Origin of the sequence: Micromonospora sp. BQ11 (assembly GCF_052068135.1) — a bacterium.
Classification (GTDB): Bacteria; Actinomycetota; Actinomycetes; order Mycobacteriales; family Micromonosporaceae; genus Micromonospora.
Map to the genome: position 1 here is coordinate 14,022 of NZ_JBQHDB010000003.1, position 19,399 is coordinate 33,420.

19 protein-coding genes are annotated in these 19,399 nt (G+C 74.7%); 5 read left to right on the forward strand and 14 right to left on the reverse strand.

What is annotated here, in order from left to right:
- Positions 1–36 precede the first annotated feature (36 nt).
- Entirely contained in the window at positions 37–528 is a 492-nt protein-coding gene (smpB, locus tag ACTMSW_RS07220; protein ID WP_441179707.1) for an SsrA-binding protein SmpB, read from the forward strand.
- 48 nt (positions 529–576) lie between these two features.
- Here the strand turns inward: smpB and ACTMSW_RS07225 are convergent, their stop codons facing one another.
- From ACTMSW_RS07225 to ACTMSW_RS07235, 3 genes are all read right to left on the reverse strand, one after another.
- Positions 577–981, reverse strand: a complete 405-nt coding sequence (locus tag ACTMSW_RS07225; RefSeq protein WP_441179708.1) for a Fur family transcriptional regulator — start codon at positions 979–981, stop codon at positions 577–579.
- 135 nt (positions 982–1,116) lie between these two features.
- The gene (locus ACTMSW_RS07230; protein ID WP_441179710.1) at positions 1,117–2,214 is read right to left on the reverse strand and encodes a hypothetical protein; all 1,098 of its coding nucleotides are present in this window, start codon (positions 2,212–2,214) and stop codon (positions 1,117–1,119) included.
- Positions 2,106–3,185 (reverse strand): transporter substrate-binding domain-containing protein, encoded by a 1,080-nt coding sequence (locus ACTMSW_RS07235; protein ID WP_441179711.1) that lies wholly within the window; start codon positions 3,183–3,185, stop codon positions 2,106–2,108. The genes ACTMSW_RS07230 and ACTMSW_RS07235 overlap by 109 nt, the downstream gene beginning before the upstream one ends.
- 239 nt (positions 3,186–3,424) lie before the next feature.
- Here ACTMSW_RS07235 and ACTMSW_RS07240 point away from each other — a divergent pair, with 239 nt between their 5' ends.
- The 4 genes from ACTMSW_RS07240 to ACTMSW_RS07255 are packed head-to-tail and all read left to right on the forward strand — an operon-like array spanning position 3,425 to position 6,523.
- Positions 3,425–3,850: a TOBE domain-containing protein gene (locus ACTMSW_RS07240; RefSeq protein ID WP_441179712.1), complete on the forward strand. Its 426-nt coding sequence runs from the start codon at positions 3,425–3,427 to the stop codon at positions 3,848–3,850.
- Between the two features lie 56 nt (positions 3,851–3,906).
- Complete coding sequence (gene modA, locus ACTMSW_RS07245) at positions 3,907–4,629, forward strand: molybdate ABC transporter substrate-binding protein (protein ID WP_441180181.1); 723 nt, start codon at positions 3,907–3,909, stop codon at positions 4,627–4,629.
- Positions 4,626–5,462, forward strand: a complete 837-nt coding sequence (locus ACTMSW_RS07250) for an ABC transporter permease (RefSeq protein ID WP_441179713.1) — start codon at positions 4,626–4,628, stop codon at positions 5,460–5,462. Before modA ends, ACTMSW_RS07250 begins: the two co-directional genes overlap by 4 nt.
- Positions 5,459–6,523 (forward strand): ABC transporter ATP-binding protein, encoded by a 1,065-nt coding sequence (locus tag ACTMSW_RS07255; protein ID WP_441179714.1) that lies wholly within the window; start codon positions 5,459–5,461, stop codon positions 6,521–6,523. The genes ACTMSW_RS07250 and ACTMSW_RS07255 overlap by 4 nt, the downstream gene beginning before the upstream one ends.
- Positions 6,524–6,539: 16 nt before the next feature.
- On the opposite strand, the gene ACTMSW_RS07260 is transcribed toward ACTMSW_RS07255, so the two are convergent.
- The 11 genes from ACTMSW_RS07260 to ACTMSW_RS07310 all read right to left on the reverse strand — a co-directional run bounded on the left by ACTMSW_RS07260 (position 6,540) and on the right by ACTMSW_RS07310 (position 19,391).
- Positions 6,540–6,953: a type II toxin-antitoxin system Phd/YefM family antitoxin gene (locus ACTMSW_RS07260; protein ID WP_441179715.1), complete on the reverse strand. Its 414-nt coding sequence runs from the start codon at positions 6,951–6,953 to the stop codon at positions 6,540–6,542.
- 194 nt (positions 6,954–7,147) lie between these two features.
- Positions 7,148–7,450 carry a hypothetical protein gene (locus ACTMSW_RS07265; RefSeq protein ID WP_441179716.1) on the reverse strand — a complete coding sequence of 101 codons (303 nt, stop codon included), beginning with the start codon at positions 7,448–7,450 and terminating at the stop codon, positions 7,148–7,150.
- A gap of 324 nt (positions 7,451–7,774) precedes the next feature.
- Complete coding sequence (locus tag ACTMSW_RS07270; protein WP_441179717.1) at positions 7,775–8,863, reverse strand: (Fe-S)-binding protein; 1,089 nt, start codon at positions 8,861–8,863, stop codon at positions 7,775–7,777.
- On the reverse strand, positions 8,860–10,245 hold the full coding sequence (locus ACTMSW_RS07275; protein ID WP_441179718.1) for an FAD-binding oxidoreductase: 1,386 nt from the start codon (positions 10,243–10,245) through the stop codon (positions 8,860–8,862). The genes ACTMSW_RS07270 and ACTMSW_RS07275 overlap by 4 nt, the downstream gene beginning before the upstream one ends.
- Before the next feature lie 62 nt (positions 10,246–10,307).
- Positions 10,308–12,263: a hypothetical protein gene (locus tag ACTMSW_RS07280; protein ID WP_441179719.1), complete on the reverse strand. Its 1,956-nt coding sequence runs from the start codon at positions 12,261–12,263 to the stop codon at positions 10,308–10,310.
- A gap of 83 nt (positions 12,264–12,346) precedes the next feature.
- Complete coding sequence (locus ACTMSW_RS07285; RefSeq protein ID WP_441179720.1) at positions 12,347–13,084, reverse strand: ribonuclease activity regulator RraA; 738 nt, start codon at positions 13,082–13,084, stop codon at positions 12,347–12,349.
- A complete protein-coding gene (locus tag ACTMSW_RS07290) occupies positions 13,081–13,878 on the reverse strand; it encodes an SDR family NAD(P)-dependent oxidoreductase (protein ID WP_441179721.1) in 798 nt (265 codons plus the stop codon). The genes ACTMSW_RS07285 and ACTMSW_RS07290 overlap by 4 nt, the downstream gene beginning before the upstream one ends.
- A complete protein-coding gene (locus tag ACTMSW_RS07295) occupies positions 13,875–15,074 on the reverse strand; it encodes a mandelate racemase/muconate lactonizing enzyme family protein (protein ID WP_441179723.1) in 1,200 nt (399 codons plus the stop codon). Before ACTMSW_RS07295 ends, ACTMSW_RS07290 begins: the two co-directional genes overlap by 4 nt.
- A complete protein-coding gene (locus ACTMSW_RS07300; protein ID WP_441179724.1) occupies positions 15,062–16,900 on the reverse strand; it encodes a dipeptide ABC transporter ATP-binding protein in 1,839 nt (612 codons plus the stop codon). The genes ACTMSW_RS07295 and ACTMSW_RS07300 overlap by 13 nt, the downstream gene beginning before the upstream one ends.
- Before the next feature lie 13 nt (positions 16,901–16,913).
- A complete protein-coding gene (locus ACTMSW_RS07305) occupies positions 16,914–18,473 on the reverse strand; it encodes an ABC transporter substrate-binding protein (protein ID WP_441179725.1) in 1,560 nt (519 codons plus the stop codon).
- 45 nt (positions 18,474–18,518) lie between these two features.
- The gene (locus tag ACTMSW_RS07310; RefSeq protein WP_441179726.1) at positions 18,519–19,391 is read right to left on the reverse strand and encodes an ABC transporter permease; all 873 of its coding nucleotides are present in this window, start codon (positions 19,389–19,391) and stop codon (positions 18,519–18,521) included.
- Positions 19,392–19,399 lie beyond the last annotated feature (8 nt).

Here is a 19,399-nt window from a genome sequence, read left to right on the forward strand (position 1 = left end):
GGGGTCGTACCCGGTCGGGCGGATATCCTCCACCGGGTGAGCTCCGCCCGGCAGACCGACCGCACGCTGATCGCCTCCAACAAGAAGGCGCGGCACGACTACACCGTCCTGAAGACGTACGAGGCGGGCCTCGTGCTGGCCGGCACCGAGGTCAAGTCGCTCCGCGAGGGGCGGGCGTCCCTGGTGGACGCGTTCGCGCAGGAGCGCGACGGGGAGCTGATGCTCTACGGGCTGCACATCGCCGAGTACGGCTACGGCACCTGGACCAACCACGCCCCGCGCCGCACCCGCAAGCTCCTGCTGCACCGCGTGGAGATCGCCCGGATCCTGGAGAAGCTGCGCGAGGGCGGGGTGACCCTGGTGCCGCTGTCGATGTACTTCTCCGGCGGCTGGGCGAAGGTGGAGCTGGCCCTGGCCCGGGGCAAGCGGTCCTACGACAAGCGGCAGACCCTGGCGGAGCGGGACGCCCAGCGGGAGATCGCCCGCGAGTTGGGGCGCCACCTCAAGGGCCACCCGCGTCGGGGTTGAGCCCGGCGGCGCGGGCCCCGCGGGCGCGGGGCGTGCGGCGTGCGGCGGTCAGCGGGCGCAGGTGGTGCAGGTGCCGAAGATCTCCAGGGTGTGCCCGACGTCGGTGAAGCCGTGCTCGGCCGCCACCTGCTCGGCCCAGCGCTCGACGGCCGGTCCGGCCACCTCCACGGTGCGGCCGCAGGTCCGGCAGACGAGGTGGTGGTGGTGCCGGCTCTGGCTGCACCGCCGGAACAGCTGCTCGCCGCCGGGCAGCCGGGTCGAGTCGATCTCACCGGCGTCGACCAGCAGCTGCAGGGTGCGGTAGACGGTCGTCAGGCCGACCCGGGCGTCCCGGTCGCAGAGCATCCGGTGCAGCTGCTGCGCGGTGTGGAAGCCCTCCACCTCGCGGAGCAGGGCCAGCACCTCGGCGCGCTGCCGGGTGTTCCGGGCCACGTTCGGGATCGCCTGCGTCACCGTACCCTCGCCATCTCCCCTGCCCGGGCCACGGTCGGCGGCCGGGTCGCCGACACCTGGGCCGGCTGGACCCATTATGCGCGCGTCACGCCGCGACGACCCGGCCGGCCCGCGCGGGATGATCAAACCCCCCGGTCACCGGGGCAGCGGCGGAGGCGCCGGGGGCGGGCCGTCCACCGGAACCCGGCCGACGCAGCGCGGGTCCGGCTCGCCGACCGGCTGCCGAGGCATCATCCAGTCCAGCGCGGTGTCCTCGACGTGCCAGCCGTAGACGTCGACCCGACTGATCGGTATCCGCCCCGGATCGGGGCAGAGCAGCTGACCCCGCACCTGGTCGTTCGGCAGGAACCGGACCTCGCCCCGCCGGTCCAGGACGATGGTCATCCGGTCGGTGACGGTGACCGCCTGACCGCGGACCACCTCCCGGACCGGCCCCGCCTCGGGCCCCACCTCGACCGCCACCGCGGGCAGCAGCGGTACCCGCAGGAAGACCACGCCCATCACCACCGGAACCACGGCGGCCACCGTGTACGCCAGGGCGCGGGTCAGCGCCGGGGCCACCCGGCGGGGCAGCGGGCCGGTGAGCACCGCCACGCCGGCCGGCGGCACGAGCAGCAGCAGGGCCGTGGCGGGCTCACCGGACCGGACGGCGGACACCGCGGCCGGGCCCAGCCACGCGTACGTCCCGGCGGCCACGGTGACCGGCAGCAGCAGCCCGGTGACCAGCAGCCGCAGCGGCCGGTCCGGGTGGCGGTGGCGGGTGCGCAGCGCCAGCAGCCCGAGCGCGAGCATCGCCAACAGCGGCAGGAACCGCAGCTGCCAGGTGAGTGCCGCCAGGCCGGTGGCCGCGACCAGCACCCACCCCGGCGTACGCGTGGTGCCGTACGCGAGCAGCGACCGCTCGGTGTCGAACCGTTCCGGCGCGCTCACCTGGAGCAGGCGGCCGAGCAGCCCGAGGACGAGCACGACCAGCGGGAACGCCCACACCAGGGCGATCAGCAGGGCACTCAGCAGTCCCAGCGGGCTGACGTACTGGACGAGCAGCAGCATCGTCGGCATGTCCTGCCGGCTGAGCCGCCACAACCGCAGTACCAGCAGCAGCACCGGGAAGGCCGGCAGCAGGGTCAGCAGCCACTGCTGCGCCTGCTGCGCCGACCGGGTGCCCGGGCGGCGGTCCGGACGCCCGTCGCCGGCCGGTTCGGAGACGGCAGCGCCCACCTCTCCCACGGCCACTGCCGCACCTCCACCTTCGTCTCGGGTTCCGGCTGGCGGGCGACCGCCACCTGCTGGCGCTCGCTGTACTGCTGCTCCGAGCCCAGGTAACGGTCGAACGCCCGCTTCCACCGGTCCCCGTCCGGCCCGAACGCCGACTCGGTGAGCGAGAGGTTCACCAGGTCCCGCATGGCCGGGTTGGGACCGGTGTTGACGCCCCACCGCTCCGCGGCCTCCGCGCCGATGTCCCAGTGCTGGAGGTCCTTGCGCCGCTGCAACGTCACCGCGGGCGGCAGCTCCCCCGGCGGGCGGGGTCCGACGAAGCCGGCGAGGATCGCCGCGTCGGTGGTGACCGCGTCCACCACCCCGTCGTAGAGCGCCTGCACGCAGTCGCTGATCCGGTTGCGTCCGATCGGGCTGGCGCCCGCCTCCCGCAGGCGCTGCTCCGAGGTGGAGGTGCCCAACGTGCAGACCTTGCGCTGGGCGAGGTCGCGCAGGCTCGCCACCGGTCGCGTGTCGGACTTCAACGTCACCACCGACTGCTCGGTCTCCAGGTAGGGGAAGGAGAAGACCACGCCGTCCCGGCGACGCTGGTCGGTGATGCTGTAGGAGGCGATCACCAGGTCGACGGTGACGTAGCTGCCGTCGGTGTTCCGCGCCTGCCGCCGGGCCCGGTCCTCGCTCTCGATCGCCAGCAGCGTGACCTCCGGCGCGTCGAAACCCAGATCCTCCGCGATCATGTACGCGATCTCGATGTCGAAGCCCTCGAAGGTGCCGTTCGCCAGCCGCTGCGACACCCCGGGCTGGTCGTCCTTCACGCCGATGAGCAGCTTGTCCCGGTTGGCCAGCCCCGCCTGTTCGCGCAGCTCCTCCCGGGTGGGCGGACCGCTGGCGACGACGACCCGGACGACGGCCACCACGATGACCACGAGCAGGACCACCAGCGCCGCGAGGCGGAGCTGCCGCCGCCGCGACCCGCCGTCGTCGGCCACACCCGGCTCCGGTACGACGTCGTCGGCTCCCCGTGCCTGGCCCACTCGAACCTCCCCCGTCAGCGGCCCCCGCGGAGCGTCCATTGTGCTGCATGGCCGTGCCGGCGGGACATCCCGGGACGGCTCGGCGGGTCGGCACCGATGCAAGGCGCAGGTGCGAGGGACATGACGGTTCGCCCTCGCATGAGCGGCGGTGGCGACCCTTTCCACTCGCATGTGCGGCCGTCTAGGGTGACCGGGTGGCGATGTTCCGGATCGGTGACGCGGCCGACCTGCTCGGCGTCAGCGCCGACACCGTCCGGCGCTGGGTCGACGGCGGACGGCTCGCGGCGGTCCGCGACGAGCACGGGCACCGCGTGATCTCCGGGGTGGATCTGGCCGCGTTCGCCCGGGACCGGTCCGCCGACCCGGACGAGCGGGCGGACGCCTCGTCGGCCCGCAACCGGCTGCGCGGCATCGTCGTCAACGTCGTCAAGGACACCGTGATGGCGCAGGTCGACATCCAGGCCGGGCCCTTCCGGATCGTGTCGCTGATGAGCCGCGAGGCGGTCGACGAGCTGGATCTGACGGTCGGGTCGCTGGCCGTGGCCGTGATCAAGTCGACCACCGTCGTGGTGGAGAAGGCCGCCGCTCCCGGCGTCGGCAGAGGGAGGCAGGCACCGTGAGCAACCGTCTGAGGCGCATCGTCCGGTCCCTCGTCGCGGCCACCGCCGTCGCGGCTCTGGCGTCCTGCTCCGGCGGCGGTGCCGCCCCGGAGCAGGACGGGGCCGGCGGCCGGGTGACCGTCTTCGCGGCCGCCTCGCTCACCGAGTCGTTCACCCGCATCGGGAAGGACTTCGAGGCCGCCAACCCGGGCACCACCGTCGGGTTCAACTTCGCCGGCAGCTCCGCGCTGGCCACGCAGATCAACCAGGGCGCACCCGCCGACGTCTTCGCGGCTGCCGCGACCCGGAACATGGCCACCGTGACCGAGGCCGGCAACGCCGACGGCGAGCCGGTGGTCTTCGCCCGCAACCAGCTGGTCGTCGCCGTCGCCCCGGGCAACCCCCGGGGCGTACGCGGGCTGGCCGACCTCGCCCGTCCCGGCCTGAAGGTGGCGCTCTGCGCCGAGCAGGTGCCGTGCGGCGCGGCGGCGCGGACCGCCCTGGACGCCGCCTCGGTCACGCTCACCCCGGTCACCCTCGAACAGGACGTCAAGGGCGCGCTGTCCAAGGTCACGCTCGGCGAGGTGGATGCCGCCCTGGTCTACCGCACCGACGCGCGGGCCGCCGGGTCCGAGGTGACCGCCGTGGAGTTCCCCGAGTCCGCCGGCGCGGTGAACGACTACCCCGTCGTGGTCCTCGCCGACGCGCCCAACGCGGCCGGCGCCCGGGCCTTCGTCGACTACGTCCGCTCGGAGCCGGCCCGGGCGGTGCTCGCCGAAGCCGGCTTCCAGGCACCGTGACCCCGACCCTGACCGGCACGGCACGGGCCAGGTCGCGCGGCCCGCGCCGGCGGCCCGGCCGGGTGCCGATCGCGCTGCTGGTTCCGGCCGCCCTCGGCCTGGTCTTCCTCGTGCTGCCGCTGGCCGGGCTGCTCGCCCGCACCCCGTGGGCCACGCTGCCCGAGCGGTTGGCCGAGCCGGGGGTGCTCACGGCGCTGCGGCTGTCGCTGCTGACCGCCACCCTGGCCACCCTGCTCTGCCTGCTGCTCGGTGTACCGCTGGCCTGGCTGCTGGCCCGCGTCGGGTTTCCCGGCCGGCGCGTGGTGCGGGCCCTGGTCACCGTGCCGCTCGTGCTGCCGCCGGTGGTCGGCGGTGTGGCGCTGCTGCTGGTCTTCGGCCGCCGGGGCCTGCTCGGCGGCTGGCTCGACGCGACGTTCGGCGTGACCCTGCCCTTCACCACCACCGGGGTGGTGCTCGCCGAGGCGTTCGTCGCGATGCCGTTCCTCGTCATCGCGGTGGAGGGCGCGCTGCGCGGCGCCGACCAGCGCTACGAGGAGGCCGCGGCGACCCTCGGCGCCGGCCGGTGGACCACCTTCACCCACGTGACGCTGCCCCTGGTCGCGCCGGGGCTGGCCGCCGGCGCGGTGCTGTGCTGGGCGCGGGCACTCGGCGAGTTCGGTGCCACCATCACCTTCGCCGGCAACTACCCCGGCCGCACCCAGACCATGCCGCTCGCCGTCTACCTGGCGCTGGAGACGGACCTGGAGGCCGCCGTGGTGCTCAGCCTGATCCTGCTCACCGTCTCGGTCGTCATCCTCGCCGCGCTGCGGGACCGCTGGATCACCAGCCCGTGAGCGCGCCCCTGCTGGACGCCCGGATCGTCGTGGAGCGCGGCACGTTCCGGCTCGACGTGCCGCTGACCGTCGCCGCCGGGGAGGTCGTGGCGCTGCTCGGGCCCAACGGCGCCGGCAAGACCACCGCGCTGCGGGCCCTCGCCGGGTTGCAGCCGCTGAGCGCCGGGCACGTCACCCTCGACGGCACCGACCTGGACCGGCCGGACCGGCGGTCGTGGACACCGACCGAGCGTCGGCCGATCGGCGTGGTCTTCCAGGACTACCTGCTCTTTCCGCACCTGACCGCGCGGGACAACGTGGCGTTCGGGCCACGCCGGCACGGCGCCGACCGACGGACCGCGCGGCGCGTCGCCGACGAGTGGCTCACCCGGGTCGGGCTGACCGCGTACGCCACCCGGCGGCCCCGGCAGCTCTCCGGCGGGCAGGCACAGCGGGTCGCCCTGGCCCGTGCCCTCGCCGTCGCCCCGGCGCTGCTGCTGCTCGACGAACCCCTCGCCGCCCTCGACGCCCGGACCAGGCTGGACACCCGCGCGGAGCTGCAACGGCACCTCGACGCCCACGCCGGCGCCACCGTGCTGGTCACCCACGACCCGCTGGACGCCCTGGTGCTCGCCGACCGGCTGGTGATCGTCGAGGGCGGCCGGGTGGTGCAGGAGGGCGACGCGGCCACCGTCACCGCCCGGCCGCGGACCGACTACGTCGCCCGGCTGGTCGGGCTCAACCTGCACCGGGGACACGCCGACGGGCACACCGTCCGGGTCGCGGACGGGCTCGTCCTCGCCGTCGCCGAGAAGCTCGACGGGGACGCCTTCGTGGCCTTCCGGCCGGCGGCGGTGGCCCTGCATCCGGGCCGCCCCGACGGTAGTCCCCGCAACACCTGGCCCGCGACGGTCGTCGGGGTGCAACGCCACGGTGACAACATGCGGGTGCAGCTCGACGGGCCGATCGGGGTGGCCGCCGACGTGACTCCGGCCGCCGTCGCGCAGCTGCGCCTGGCGCCCGGTCAAGCGGTGTGGGCGGCGGTCAAGGCGGCGGAGACCCACGCCTACCCGGCGACCTGATCCGGCACCGGCGATCTCAGCCGGCGAGCAGGTCGGCGTGGGCCGCGCGCAGTCGGGCCAGGGACGGGTCGCTGCCCGGCGTGACGCGTCGGTCAAGCTCGGCCCATGCCTCGGCCAGGGCGGCGGTGACCGCGCGCAGCTCGGCGGAGTGCCGGCGGGCGCTCTGCCGGTGCGCCTCCTCCAGGCGGCGGGCCCAACCGGCGGTGACCGTCGCGAGCCGGTCGGCGTCGGCGCGCGCCTGCGCGGTGGTGCGCGCGGCGGCGGCCGGGACGATCGCGGCGACCGGCCGGGTGTCGCCGTCGCGGGTGACGACGGTGACCGTGTCGGTCAGCTCGGCCAGCGCCACGAGCTGGGTGAGCCGGGTGCGCGCCTCGCGCAGCGGCACCGAGCGGGGCTGGTCGGCGTGCGGGGTGAGGGCGGGGACAGCCATGGATGGATGGTGCCGCCGGGGTACGACAGTTTCCGTCCGCCCCGTCCTCAGGCGTGGGCGGGCCCCGTCCCGTCGGGCCGCCGGGTCAGGCCGCCCGCCCGGCACCGAGGGTGGTGCCGGACCGTCCGCGGGCCGTGCGGCGGCGACACCCGAGCCGGTAAGGGTTCGAAGGGCGGCCGCCGAACCGTGCCCGGTTACGCGCTCTGGCCGACGACACCCCACGGTGAGTTCGACCCGACCGGACCCTTGGCCTGGCAGGTCGACTCGAAGCGGTCGTGGTGGTAGTCGAGCCGTTCATTGCGGTCAGCCTGCGGAACCCGCTGCCACGCGCCCTGACTGGCGGTCCACCAACTGCCGTCGGTCTTGGCGAACGTGGCGATCGTCGAGGACATCGGCGTGACAAGGCCCTGCTGCCAGCGCGCCACCATCGCCTCGTGGGTCATTTCCGTCAAATCACTCATACCGGGACGCGCGGTCGACAGGCTGTCAGCGGGCACAGTGGCATTCCTTACGAAGAGGGCGGACTACCTCGAACAATGCGACGTGGCGGTGAATGGGGCTGAGGGCTGGAAGCACATGGCCCTGGGCAGGTGCGGGGGTGTCACGTCCAGCGGGCCGGCCAACCGCGCGCTCATCCAATTGTATAACCGCAAGGGCACCGACGCCCAGAACCGGACCCGGCAGCGGCCGCCGAGACCGCGTGCGCGCTTCGCGCAGCGGCATCGAACGGGGCTGGTCGTCGTTCCGGGTCGCCGTGGAGACCGTCGACCCCCATTCGCGGGGCGCCGGGGGGCACCGATCAGCGGAACCCGCAGGATCTCCTACTCCGGCGGCGGTGCCACCCGGGTGAGGAGTTCGGCCAGGTGCACGGCCCGGACGGCGGAGCGCCGCCGCCGCAGGCCGGTCTGGAGCTGCCGCAGGCAGCCGGGGTTGACCGCGACGACGTAGTCGACGCCGGCCGCCTCGATCTCGTCGAGCTTGGCGTCCAGGACGCGCCGCGAGTCCTTCGGCCGCAGCAGCGCGTACGTGCCGGCGGCGCCGCAGCAGGTGGCGGCCGAGGGCAGCTCCACGTAGTCGGCGACGGCCCGCAGCAGGGCGCGCGGTTGCGCGTGCACGCCGAGCCCGTTGCGGAGGTGGCACGAGTCCTGCAGGGCCACCCGGGCCCGTCGGCCGTCGATCCGCAGCTCGCCGTCGGGTGCCCGGTCGGCCAGCCACTGCGACAGTTCGCGTACCCGGTCGCGGCCGAGCACGCTCGCCAGGTGGGCGGCGCAGCCGCCGGAGGTGGTGACGATCGTGCCGGGCAGCTCCGCCCCGAGCCGCCGGGCCATCTCCTCACCGCCGTGCAGGTCGCCGTTGTGCGCGTGCAGCGCACCGCAGCAGCCCTGCCGGGTCGGGGCGGACAGGGCCGGGTCGAGCGTCCGCGCGGCACGGCTGACGCCCGGGAACAGACCGCGCTCGAAACAGCCGAGCATGAGGTGGTGCGGCGCGTCCGGCCCGGCGCCGACAGCCACCGGAGTGGCGGGGCCGCCCCGCGCGGCGCGGCGGACCAGTCCGAGCAGGCGCAGCAGCCACCGCTGTTCGGCGACGAGCATGAGCGCGCGGGCCAGCAACGGTCGGCGGCGGCCCCGCCACTGATGGTCCCGCCACTGCTCCAGCAGGCTGCCGTACTCGACGCCGGCCGGGCACACCGGCTCGCAGGCCCGGCAGCCGAGGCAGAACGAGGACTGCTCGGCGAGGGTGGGGTCGTCCGGCGGGAGGGTGCCGTCCTGCAGCGCCCGCATCAGCGTGATCCGCCCGCGCGGGGAGGACGCCTCGTCGCCGGTCATCGCGTACGTCGGGCAGGCCGGTAGGCAGAAGCCGCAGGAGATGCAGCGGGACAGCTGCTCGGGGCGGAAGACGTCGCCGGTCACGATCCCAGCTTTCCGGGGTTGAGGATGCCCGCCGGGTCGAAGGCGGCCTTGATCCGGCGCAGCAGCGCCATCTGGTCGGCGCCGAGGCGGTCGGTCAGGAACGGCAGCTTCGCGGCACCGACCCCGTGTTCGCCGGTGATGGTGCCGCCGAGGTCGAGGGCGGCGGCGAAGATGTCGGCGAAGGCGGCCTCGGCCCGGCGTACCCCGTCGTGGTCGTCGGCGGAGTCCAGCACGCACGTGGGGTGCAGGTTGCCGTCCCCGGCGTGGCCGAAGGTCGCGATGGCGACGTCGTGCCGCGCGGCGGCCACGTCGATCCGGTCGACCATCTCGGCGATCCGGGGCCGGGGCACCGTCGCATCCTCCAGGATGGTGACCCCGCCCCGGCGGGACAGCGCGGGCAACGCGCAGCGGCGGGCGGCCAGCAGCGCCTCGGCCTGGGCGACCTCGCGGGCCATGGTGACCTCCATGGCGCCCGCGTCGACGCAGGCCGAGCCGATGCGCTCCAGGTTCGTCGCCACCGCCTCCGGCGACCCGTCGTCCCCGAAGAGCAGCAGCGCCCCCGCGTCGGCGCGGAGCCCGAGGTGGGCAAAGTCCTCCACCGCGGCGATGCAGGCCCGGTCGAGGAACTCCAGGGTGGCGGGCACCACCCCGGCCCGGATGACCGCGGCGACGGCCCGCCCCGCGTCGGCGAGGGTCGGGAAGTACGCGACGCCGGTGTTGCTGGACGCCGGGGCCGGCAGCAGGGCCACGGTCGCCTCGGTGAGCACCGCGAGGGTGCCCTCGGACCCGGTGAGCAGCCGGGTCAGGTCGTACCCGGCGACGTCCTTCCACAGTCGGCCGCCGGTACGGATCACCTCGCCGGTGGGCAGGACCGCCTCCAGGCCGAGGACGTAGTTGCGGGTGACCCCGTACTTGAGGCCGCGCAGGCCGCCGGCGCAGGTGGCGACGGTGCCGCCGACGGTGGCCACCGTGCGGCTGCCCGGGTCCGGGGCCCAGAGCAGGCCCCGTGCGGCGGCGGCTTCGGCGAGGGCTGCGCTGGTCACCCCCGGCTGCGCCACCGCGAGCAGTTCGTCCGGGGCGACCTCGAGGATGCGGTCGAGCCGGGTCAGCACCAGCACGATCCCGCCGCGCAGCGGCACGGTGGCCGCGCACAGGTTGGAGCCGGCGCCGCGCGGCACCACCGGCACCCGGTGCCGGGTCGCGAGCGCCAGCACCGCGGCCACCTCGGCGGTGTCGGCCGGGAAGACCACCGCGTCCGGCTCGTGCCGGAACAGCGGGGTCGCGTCGCGGGCGTACGCGACGAGGTCGCCGGCGGCGTCGTGCACGTGGGTCGCGCCCACGATGCCGCGCAGCTCGGCGAGCAGGGTTGCCGACAGTGCCACGGCGTTGCCTCCCCAGGCGGTGCGCCCCCGCCCGGTGGACCGGGCGGGGGCCGTGAGCGGTTCTACAGACCGACGACCGACCGGTCGGCGATCAGCACCGGCGAATCGTAGAGCGGCACACCGGTGAAGGTGTACGTGGTCCCACTGACCGACCAGTTCGCCGCCGGCACGTCGAACACCGCGCCGGTGCGCGGGTCCACGTAGACCGGGTCGGCGAAGCTGCCGGCGGTGAACGTGACCGTCACCGGCGTACGGGTGTTGCTCTCCGACGGCTTCGCGCCGCTGAACCACAGGGCGACGGCCTGCCGGCCGGTGCCGGCCTTGCGGAACGCGGCGACCGACACGGCGTTGGTGGTGTCGTCGGTGAAGCCGTACCCGCTGATCGCCGTCATGGTGCTGTCGATGAGCGCGGTGGTCGACTGGATGGCGTAGTACGACGGTTTGGCGTAGCGGATCTTCTTGTCCGCACCCGTCCGGAGCAGGCCCTTCGAGTTGATCTTCGACGGGTAGTGCAGGTCGGAGATGCTGAACACGCTGGTGCTCAGGCCCCGGCCGAGGTCGGCGAAGGTGCGCCGGAGCATCCACTTGGCCTGGCTCAGCTCGGTCCAGTCCAGCTCGCCCAGCGCGCCGAAGCTGTCCGGTCGGCTCGGCGCGCCGTTCTCGCCCTGCCGCAGCCGCAGCCGGGTGGCGAACGAGTCGGCGGTCACCCGCAGCAGCCGGACCTGCTCGTAGGAGGCGTCCGGGTTGGCGTTGTACGGGTGGTAGGTGATCCCGTCGACCAGGCCCAGCTTGCCGAGGTCGCGCACACGCGTCAGCACCGTGTCGGCGTAGCTGCGCTCCACCCCGGCCAGCGCGCAGCACCAGATCACCGCGTTCGGCTGGACCGCCCGGATCCGGGTGGCGGTGCGGACCAGCAGGTCGGCGTAGGCCACCGGGTCGACACCGCCGAGGTTCGGCTCGTTCCAGATCTCCCACTCGGTGACCCGGTCGGCGTACCGGTTCGCCAGGGCGCTCACCCACGCGTCCCAGGCGTTCAGCGCCTCGGCCGTGCTGGGGATCTGACCGCCGAGACCGGCCCCGCCGCCGCCGGCGTAGAGCGGGTTGCCGTACGAGGTCTGCAACCAGGGCCGGACGCCGCGGGACACGGCGTCGTCGACGATGGCGTCCAGCCAGGCCCAGTCGTAGCTGCCCTTGACCTTCTCGATCTTCGCCCAGCCGGCCTGGAAGCGGGCCGAGGTGGCGCCCAGTGGCCCGAGGTAGGGCTTGTACGACTGGTAGTCGGTGTAGTCGCGGTCCAGCGTCTCGGTGCCGATGATGACGTTCGAGGTGCCGATCTGGGCGGCACTGCGCGGGGCGACGGTGCCGATCTGCGTCCACGGCACCGGATTCGGCTCCGTCCTGGTCCGTACGTCGTCCACCCAGGCGGTGCCGGTGTCGGCGGTGGCGACGCCGACCTGCACCGACGCCAGGGTCGAGGAGGCGACCCGGAAGGCGAGGTTGGTGGCGCGGCGCTGCCCGTCGATCCAGACGCTGGCGGTCCGGGTGCCGGGGCGGGCCACGACGCGGACGTCGTACCACCGGTTGGCGGTGTAGCCGCCGAGGTCCACCCGGGTGGCGCCGTCGTAGGTGTACCAGCGGCCGGCGGCGTCGAGGGCGACGGTGACGGTGTGCCCGGCCGCGCTGTCCAGGTGCAGGCCGACCACCGCGGTGGTCTGGGCCGCGCGCAGGCGCGCGTTCGCCACGACGGTGGCCGAGGTGTCGCCGAAGGACCGGGTGGCGGTGACCGGCGCCGTGGTGGAGGTGTCGGTCAGACGCAGGCTCCGGTCGACGGTGCCGGCGACGTCGGCGACCGTGGCGGAACCACCGGCGACGGTCCACCCGGTGGGGGTGGTGCCGACGGTGGCGGTGTCGAAGGTGTCGGCCAGGTCGGCGGCCAGGGCGGGGCCGGCCGGCACGGCCACGGCCGCGCCGACCAGCGCCGCGATGACGGCGAGGTGCAGGGGTGTGTTGCGGGACACGCGCTACCTCCACAGGGACGGGGTGGATGACGGGGTGCGGTGGTGCTCGGGCTGGCGGACCGCCCCCGCGGCGGTCCGGGGGCTCAGTGGGCGTCGCTCACGGCGGCGCGGCTCTCGTCGTACGCCCGCAGGGTCTGCTCGTCCGGCGGGTAGGTGCCGCGCAGCGGGGCACCGAGGGCGACCCGCTGCTGCAGGTACGCCTCCAGCCGCTCCTGCTCGCGGGCCGGCTGGGCGATCACGGGCACCAGGTGACGCGGTACGCAGACCACCCCGTCGCCGTCGCCGACCAGCACGTCACCGGGGTAGACGGGCACCCCGGCGCAGCCGATCGGCACCTGGAGGTCGACGGCGTGGTGCTGGGCGAGGTTCGTCATCGCCGCGGCCCCGGCGGCGAAGACCGGCAGCCGCAGCTCCCCGATGCCCTCGATGTCGCGCAGGGTGCCGTCGGTGACGACACCGGCGGCGCCGCGCGCGGCCAGCCGGGTCAGCAGGATGTGCCCGGCCGACGCGGCGCGCCCCTGCCCCCGGCAGTCCATCACCAGCACCTGCCCCGGGTGCACGGACTCGACGGCGAGCCGCTGCGGGTGGTCGTAGTCGGCGAACACGTCGAGGGTGTCGATGTCCTCCCGGGCCGGGATGTAGCGCAGGGTGAACGCCTCACCGAGCAGCCGCGGGGCGTGCGGGCTGACGCAGCGCAGCCCGGCCAGGTACGTGTTGCGCAGGCCGAACTTGAACAGCTGGGTGGTGATGGTGGCGGTGCTGGCCGCGCCCAGGGCGGCGAGGTCGGCCGGGTCGAGGGGGTCGACGATGTGCTCGGTCATGTCTGCTGGCCTTCGGTCGGAGCGGTGTCGAGGACCGGGTCGGTCCCCGGGGGTCGTGCCTGGACGGAGAGGCCCCCGTCCACGGTGAGCACCTGGCCGGTGACGTAGTCGGCGTCGGCGCTGGCCAGGAAGGAGACGGCGGCGGCCACGTCGGCGCCGGTGCCGACCCGGCCCAGGGGTACCGGGGCGGCGCGGGCCCGCTGGGCGGCCGGGTCGAGGGCGGCGAAGCGGTCGTTGGCGATCGCGCCGGGGGCGACCGCGTTCACCCGGATGCCCCGGGGCGCGAGTTCCAGGGCGATGGCCCGGGTCGCCGCCTCCACCGCGCCCTTCGTGGCGTCGTACGCGACGGCCCGGCGGTGGGCCCGGGTGGCCCCGATCGAGGAGATCGTGACGATCGACGAACCGGGACGCATCACCCGGGCGGCGGCCACCGCACAGAGGAAGACGCCGCGGGCGTTGACGGCGAAGGCGCGGTCCCAGTCGGCCGGGTCCAGGTCGAACAGGTCGCCGCGTCCGGTCATCGGCACGGCGGCGTTGTTGACCAGCACGTCGAGCCGGCCGGAGCGGTCCAGCACGGCGGCCACCATGGCGCGTACCGCCTCGGCGTCGGAGACGTCGGCCGGCACCGCGTACGCGCCGTGCGGCAGGTCCGCCGCGGCGGCGGCGGCCTCGTCGGGGTCCGGACCGTTGACGGCGACGGTGGCGCCGTCGGCGGCGAGCCGGCGGGCGATGTCCCGCCCGATGTTGCGTCCCGCCCCGGTGACCAGGGCGACCTTCCCGGCGAGGCGGCTCACCGGGCGGCCCGGGCCGGTTCGGCCACGACGTCGGGCAGCTCGGCCGGCGCGCGGTCGACCACGTCGGTGGCGTCGGTACGCGCCCAGGTCAGCGGGCCGGCGCTGACGGCGACCCGCTCCGGGTCGAGGGTCATGCCCAGACCCGGGCCGGTCGGCACCCGCAGCCGGCCGCCCACGTAGCGGACCGGGTCGCGGACCACGTCCCGGGTGTAGAGCAGGGGCCCGACCGGGTCGCTGGGCCAGGTGACCGACGGCATCGCCATCGCGACGTGCGCCGCGGCGGCCGTGCCGATGGACAGCTCCTGGGTGGTGCCGACCAGGCAGGTCTTCCCGGCCGCCTCGGCGATGGCGAAGATCCGGCGGGCGGGGGTGATGCCGCCGATGGCGATGACGCTGACGTTGAACACGTCCACCGCGTCGGCGGCCACCAGGTCCAGCGCCCACCGGAAGCCGTAGACGTGCTCGCTGACCGGCACCGGCAGCCGGTCCCGCGCGTACACCAGGCCCCGCACGTCGTGGTGCGGCGCGGGCGACTCCACCAGGTCGAAGCCGACGTCGGCGACCCGGTCGACGAAGCGGCAGGCCGCCCGGGGGTCCAGCAGGTTCGAGAAGTCCAGCGACTTGATGACGATCGCGTCGCCGTGGGCGTCGCGGACCGCCCGCAGGAACCGCTCGTCCAGGTCCAGGCGACGCCCGACGTACACCCGGAAGTGGTCGAAGCCCTCGGCGACCCGCCGGTCGACCATCGCGAGGTTGCGCTCCACGTCGGACTCGCGCTGCTGCCGGAAGACCGGGTACGCGATCGGCACCTCGTCGCGCATCGCGCCGCCGAGCAGGTCCACCACGCGTACGCCGAGGTGCTTGGCGGTCAGGTCCCACATGGCGACGTCGACGCCGCACTTGATGGTGCGGCTCTTGTCGTAGATGTAGCCGGCCTGCGGGAAGTTGCTTTCCAGCCGCCGCTCGACCTCGGTGATCTGCCCGGGTGCCAGGCCGGCGAGCAGTTCGGTGAGGCTGCCCTCCAGGTCGGGCACGTCCACGTGGTAGCGGGGCAGGTGCTGGAAGTCCGACATCTCCCCGACGCCGACCAGGCCGTCGACGTCGGTGAGCAGTTCCACCAGCACGTGGCCGCAGGTGATGCTGCCGTGGCGGGGGGTGTTGACCGGGGTGAGGCGTACCCGGGTTATCGCGACCACGTGGGGGTCCTTCCGGTGCGGGCCTGCGCGGGGTGGCCGGGGGCCGCCTCCAGCAGCAGTCGGGTGTACTCGTGGGTGGGCCGGTCGTAGATGTCCTCGGCGCGGCCCTGCTCGACGATCCGGCCGTGCCGCATCACCGCGATGTCGTGCGCCACCGACCGGACCACCGCCAGGTCGTGCGTGATGAACAGGTACGCCAGGTCGTGTTCGCGCTGCAGGTCGCCCAGGAGGTTGAGGACCTGCGCCTGGATCGACACGTCCAGGGCGCTGACCGCCTCGTCGCAGACGATGAGCCGGGGCCGGGGGCCCAGCGCCCGGGCGATGGCGATGCGCTGCCGCTGCCCGCCGGAGAAGGCGGCCGGGTACCGGTCCAGCGCCGTCGCGTCCAGCCCCACCTGGTCGAGCAGGCGCACCAGCTCCGACCGGGACGCGTCCAGGCGGTGCACCCGCAGCGGCTCGACGAGGATCTGCGCGACGGTCATGCGCGGGTCCAGGCTGGCGTACGGGTTCTGGAAGACGACCTGCACCTCGCGCTGCAACCGGCGCAGCTGCGCGCGGTCCGGCCGCGTGACGTCGATGCCGTCGTAGCGGATCGTGCCCCCGGTGGGACGTTCCAGGCGCAGCAGTGTCCGGGTGAGGCTGGTCTTGCCGGACCCGGACTCGCCGACCAGGGCCAGCGTCCGGCCCGGCCGCAGCAGCAGGCTGACCCCGTCGACGGCGCGGACCTGGTCGACGACCCGGCGCAGCGCGCCCTTGCGCACCGGGTAGTGCAGGACCACGTCGTCGAACTCGACGACCGGCGGACCGGTCCGCGCGATGTCGGCGGCGACGGCCCCGACCGGTGGGGCGGCCAGCGCCGGGGCGTCCGCGTGGTGGCAGGCGGCGAGCTGGTCCGGGGCGTGCGGTTCGAGTGCGGGACGGTCCGTCCGGCACACGTCGAGCACCACCGGGCAGCGCGGCGCGAACGCGCACCCCGGAACGGGTGCGGCGAGGTCCGGCGGCTGCCCGCCGATGGCGACGAGGCGTTGCCGGGCCGGTGCGTCGAGCCGGGGCGTGGCGGCCAGCAGGGCCCGGGTGTACGGCATCCGGGGGTCGGAGAGAACCTGGGCGGTGGGGCCGGTCTCGACGACCCGCCCGGCGTACATCACCGCGACCCGGTCGGCGTGGCTGGCCACCGTGCCCAGGTCGTGCGTGATGAGCACGAGTCCCATGCCGAGGTCGCGGCGCAGGCTGTCCAGCATGTCGAGGATCTCGGCCTGCACGGCGACGTCGAGCGCGGTGGTGGGCTCGTCGGCGATGAGCAGCTTGGGCCCGGCGGCCAGCGCCAGTGCGATGGCGGCGCGCTGCCGCATGCCGCCGGAGAGCTGGTGCGGGTACTGCTCCAGCCGCCGCCGTGGCTCGGGCAACCGGGCCAGTTCCAGGGCGGCCACCGCCCGCTCCCGGGCGGCGGCCCGGGAGACCGGCTCGTGGGCGCGGACCGCGTCGGCGATCTGCGTGCCCAGGGTGAGCAGCGGATTGAGGGCGGCGGTCGGGTCCTGGAAGACCATGGCCACCTCCCGGCCGCGCACCGACCGCCACTCGCGGGCCCCCAGCCCGGTCAGCTCCACGCCGTCGAGCCGGATCGACCCGGTGGTGTGGCAGACCGGTGGGCGGGGGGTCAGACCGAGGATGCTGAGCGCGGTGACGGTCTTGCCGGAGCCGGACTCCCCCACCACGGCCAGCGTCTCCCCGGCGTCGACGCGCAGGTCGACGCCGGCGACCGCGTGCACCGGCCGGGCCCGGGGTGTGAAGGTGACGGTCAGGCCGTCGATCTCGAGCAGGGACATCGGGGTGCTCCGCTCAGGACTTCAGGGTGGCTTCGTCGAGGCGCCACTGGCCGTCGACGTTGAGCACCACCCCGTCGAGTTTCGCGCTGTGGATCAGCGGCGACTTCGGCTGGTGCAGGAAGATCCAGTAGTTCTGGCCGACGACCCGCTTCTGCACGTCGACGTACGCGGCCTTGCGGACGGCCCGGTCGTCGGAGCCGGCCGCCTTCTCCAGCAGCTCGTCCAGGGCCGGGTCGGCGAGGCCGGACCAGTTGTTGGCGCCCTTGCTGGCGAAGTACGGGTCGAAGGAGAGCGACGGGTCCAGCCGGGGGACGTCGATGACCAGGAGGGTGGCGTCGAAGTCCTGCTTGCGCATCCGGTCGAGCTGGGTCTGGCTCTCCAGCACCTCCACCTTGGGTACGAAGCCGGCGGCGGTGAGCTGGGACTGGAGCAGCTCGGCGATCGTCGGGTCGGGGGCGCGGCGGCGGGCCAGCACGGTGATCGGCACGGCCTTGCCGCCGAGGGCCGCCTTCGCCTTCGCCGGGTCCAGCGGCGGCGGGGTGATCGACGGGTCGTAGAACCAGTCCTTGGCGGTCGCGAAGGACGGGGCGACGTCGTACTGGCCGGCCGCGGCGGCCTTGCCCACGCCGTCGCGGTCGATCGCCATGGCGAACGCCTCGCGGACCTTCGGGTCGTCGAACGGCGCGCGGGTGGTGTTCAACGCGACGTAGTAGGAGCGGCGCACCCCGATGTCGGTCATGGTGATCTGCCGGTCGCCGGCGAGCTGCCCGTACTCCTCCGGCGGGAGGGCGCGGACGAGCTGCACGCCGCCGGTGGAGAGTTCGGCGCGCAGCACCTTGGTGTCGGTGACGAACCGGAAGACCACCTGGTCGAGGCGGGGCAGCGCGGAGCCGTCGGCGGCCCTGCGCCAGTACGTCGCGTTGCGCTTGCCGGTGAGCTGGACCTTGGAGCGCCACGCGTCGAAGGCGAACGGGCCGGTCCCGACCGGCTTGCGGCCGTAGTCGCCGGCCTTGACGGCGGTCGGCGAGGCCATCATGCCGGGCTCGTGGGCGAGCTGCACCAGCAGCAGCGGGTCGGCCGCGGAGAGGGTCAGTCGCAGCGTCCGGGGGTCGGCCACGTCGACCGCGGAAACCTTGCGCAGGGCGCCGGCCTTGGTGGACTTCGTGGCCGGGTCGAGCACCCGGCGCAGGTTGAACGCCGCCGCTTCGGCGTCGAACGCGGTGCCGTCGTGGAAGGTCACCCCCGACCGCAGGGTGAACGTGACGGTCAGCCCCTCGACGGTCCACTTCTCCGCCAGGGCCGGCACGAACGAGCCGTCGCGCTCCTGCCGCAGCAGGCTGTCGTAGAAGAGGTTGAGCACGTTGCGGTCGGAGGAGATCGCGCTGCTCAGCGCCGGGTCCAGGGTGGTCGGTTCGTTGTCGAAGCCGACGGTGAGGGTGCCGCCGCGGGCCTTGCCGGCGGCGGAGCCGTCGTCCGTGCCGCAGCCGGCGAGGGCGACCGCGCCGAGGGCGACCGCGCCGCCGAGGAGCGCGCGCCGGCTGAGCAGGGCAGGGTGCACCGAGGGTGTGTCCATGGTGGTTCCCTTCGGAGAGGGTGTGGTGGGGGGGGTGAGGTGGTGCTACCGGCCCGGGGTGAGGTCGGGTCGGTGGGCGTCCAGCGCGTCGCGCAGGGCGTCGGCGAGCAGGTTGAACGCCGCGATGGTGAGCAGGATGGCGAGGCCGGGGAAGACGCTCAGCGACCAGCTGGCGTCGAGGTGGTCGGTGCCGGCCGCCACCATCGCGCCCCAACTGGGCTGCGGCGGCTGGACCCCGAGGCCGAGGAAGCTCAGCGACGCCTCGGCGATGATCGCGGTGGAGGCCTGGAGCGCGGCGAAGACGCCGAGCGTGCCGGCCAGGTGCGGGAGCAGGTGGCGGCGCAGCAGCGCCGCGGTGGGAACGCCGACGATGTGGGCGGCGGAGACCCATTCGCGGCTACGCAGGGACAGCACCTCGCCCCGGACGACCCGGGCGAAGCGGGGGGTGGCGACGGCGGCGATGGCGATCAGCGCGTTGCGCAGACCGGGGCCGAGGGCGGCGACCACGGTCAGCGCGAGCACCAGCAGCGGGAAGGCGAGCAGCCCGTCGACGGTGCGCATGAGCACCGCGTCCACCCAGCCGCCCCGGTAGCCGGCGATCAACCCGAGCAGCGTGCCGAGGACGAGCGCGACGCCGACCGCGACGGTGGCCACCGCGACGGTCACGGCGGCCCCGTCGATGATCCGGGCGAGCACGTCGCGGCCCAGCTCGTCGGTGCCGAGGAGGTGGCGGGCGCTCGGCCCTTCGAGCAGCCGGTCGGTGTCGGTGGCGGCGCTGCGCGTACCGAGCAGCGGGCTGGCCGCGGCGGCGAGCGCGACGGCGCCGAGCACCGGCAGGGCGAAGCGGGCCCGCCGGTCGCGCAGGAGCCGGGTGAGCACGGGTCGGCGGGCGGCGCGGGTGGTGGTGTCGGTGGCCACGACGACTC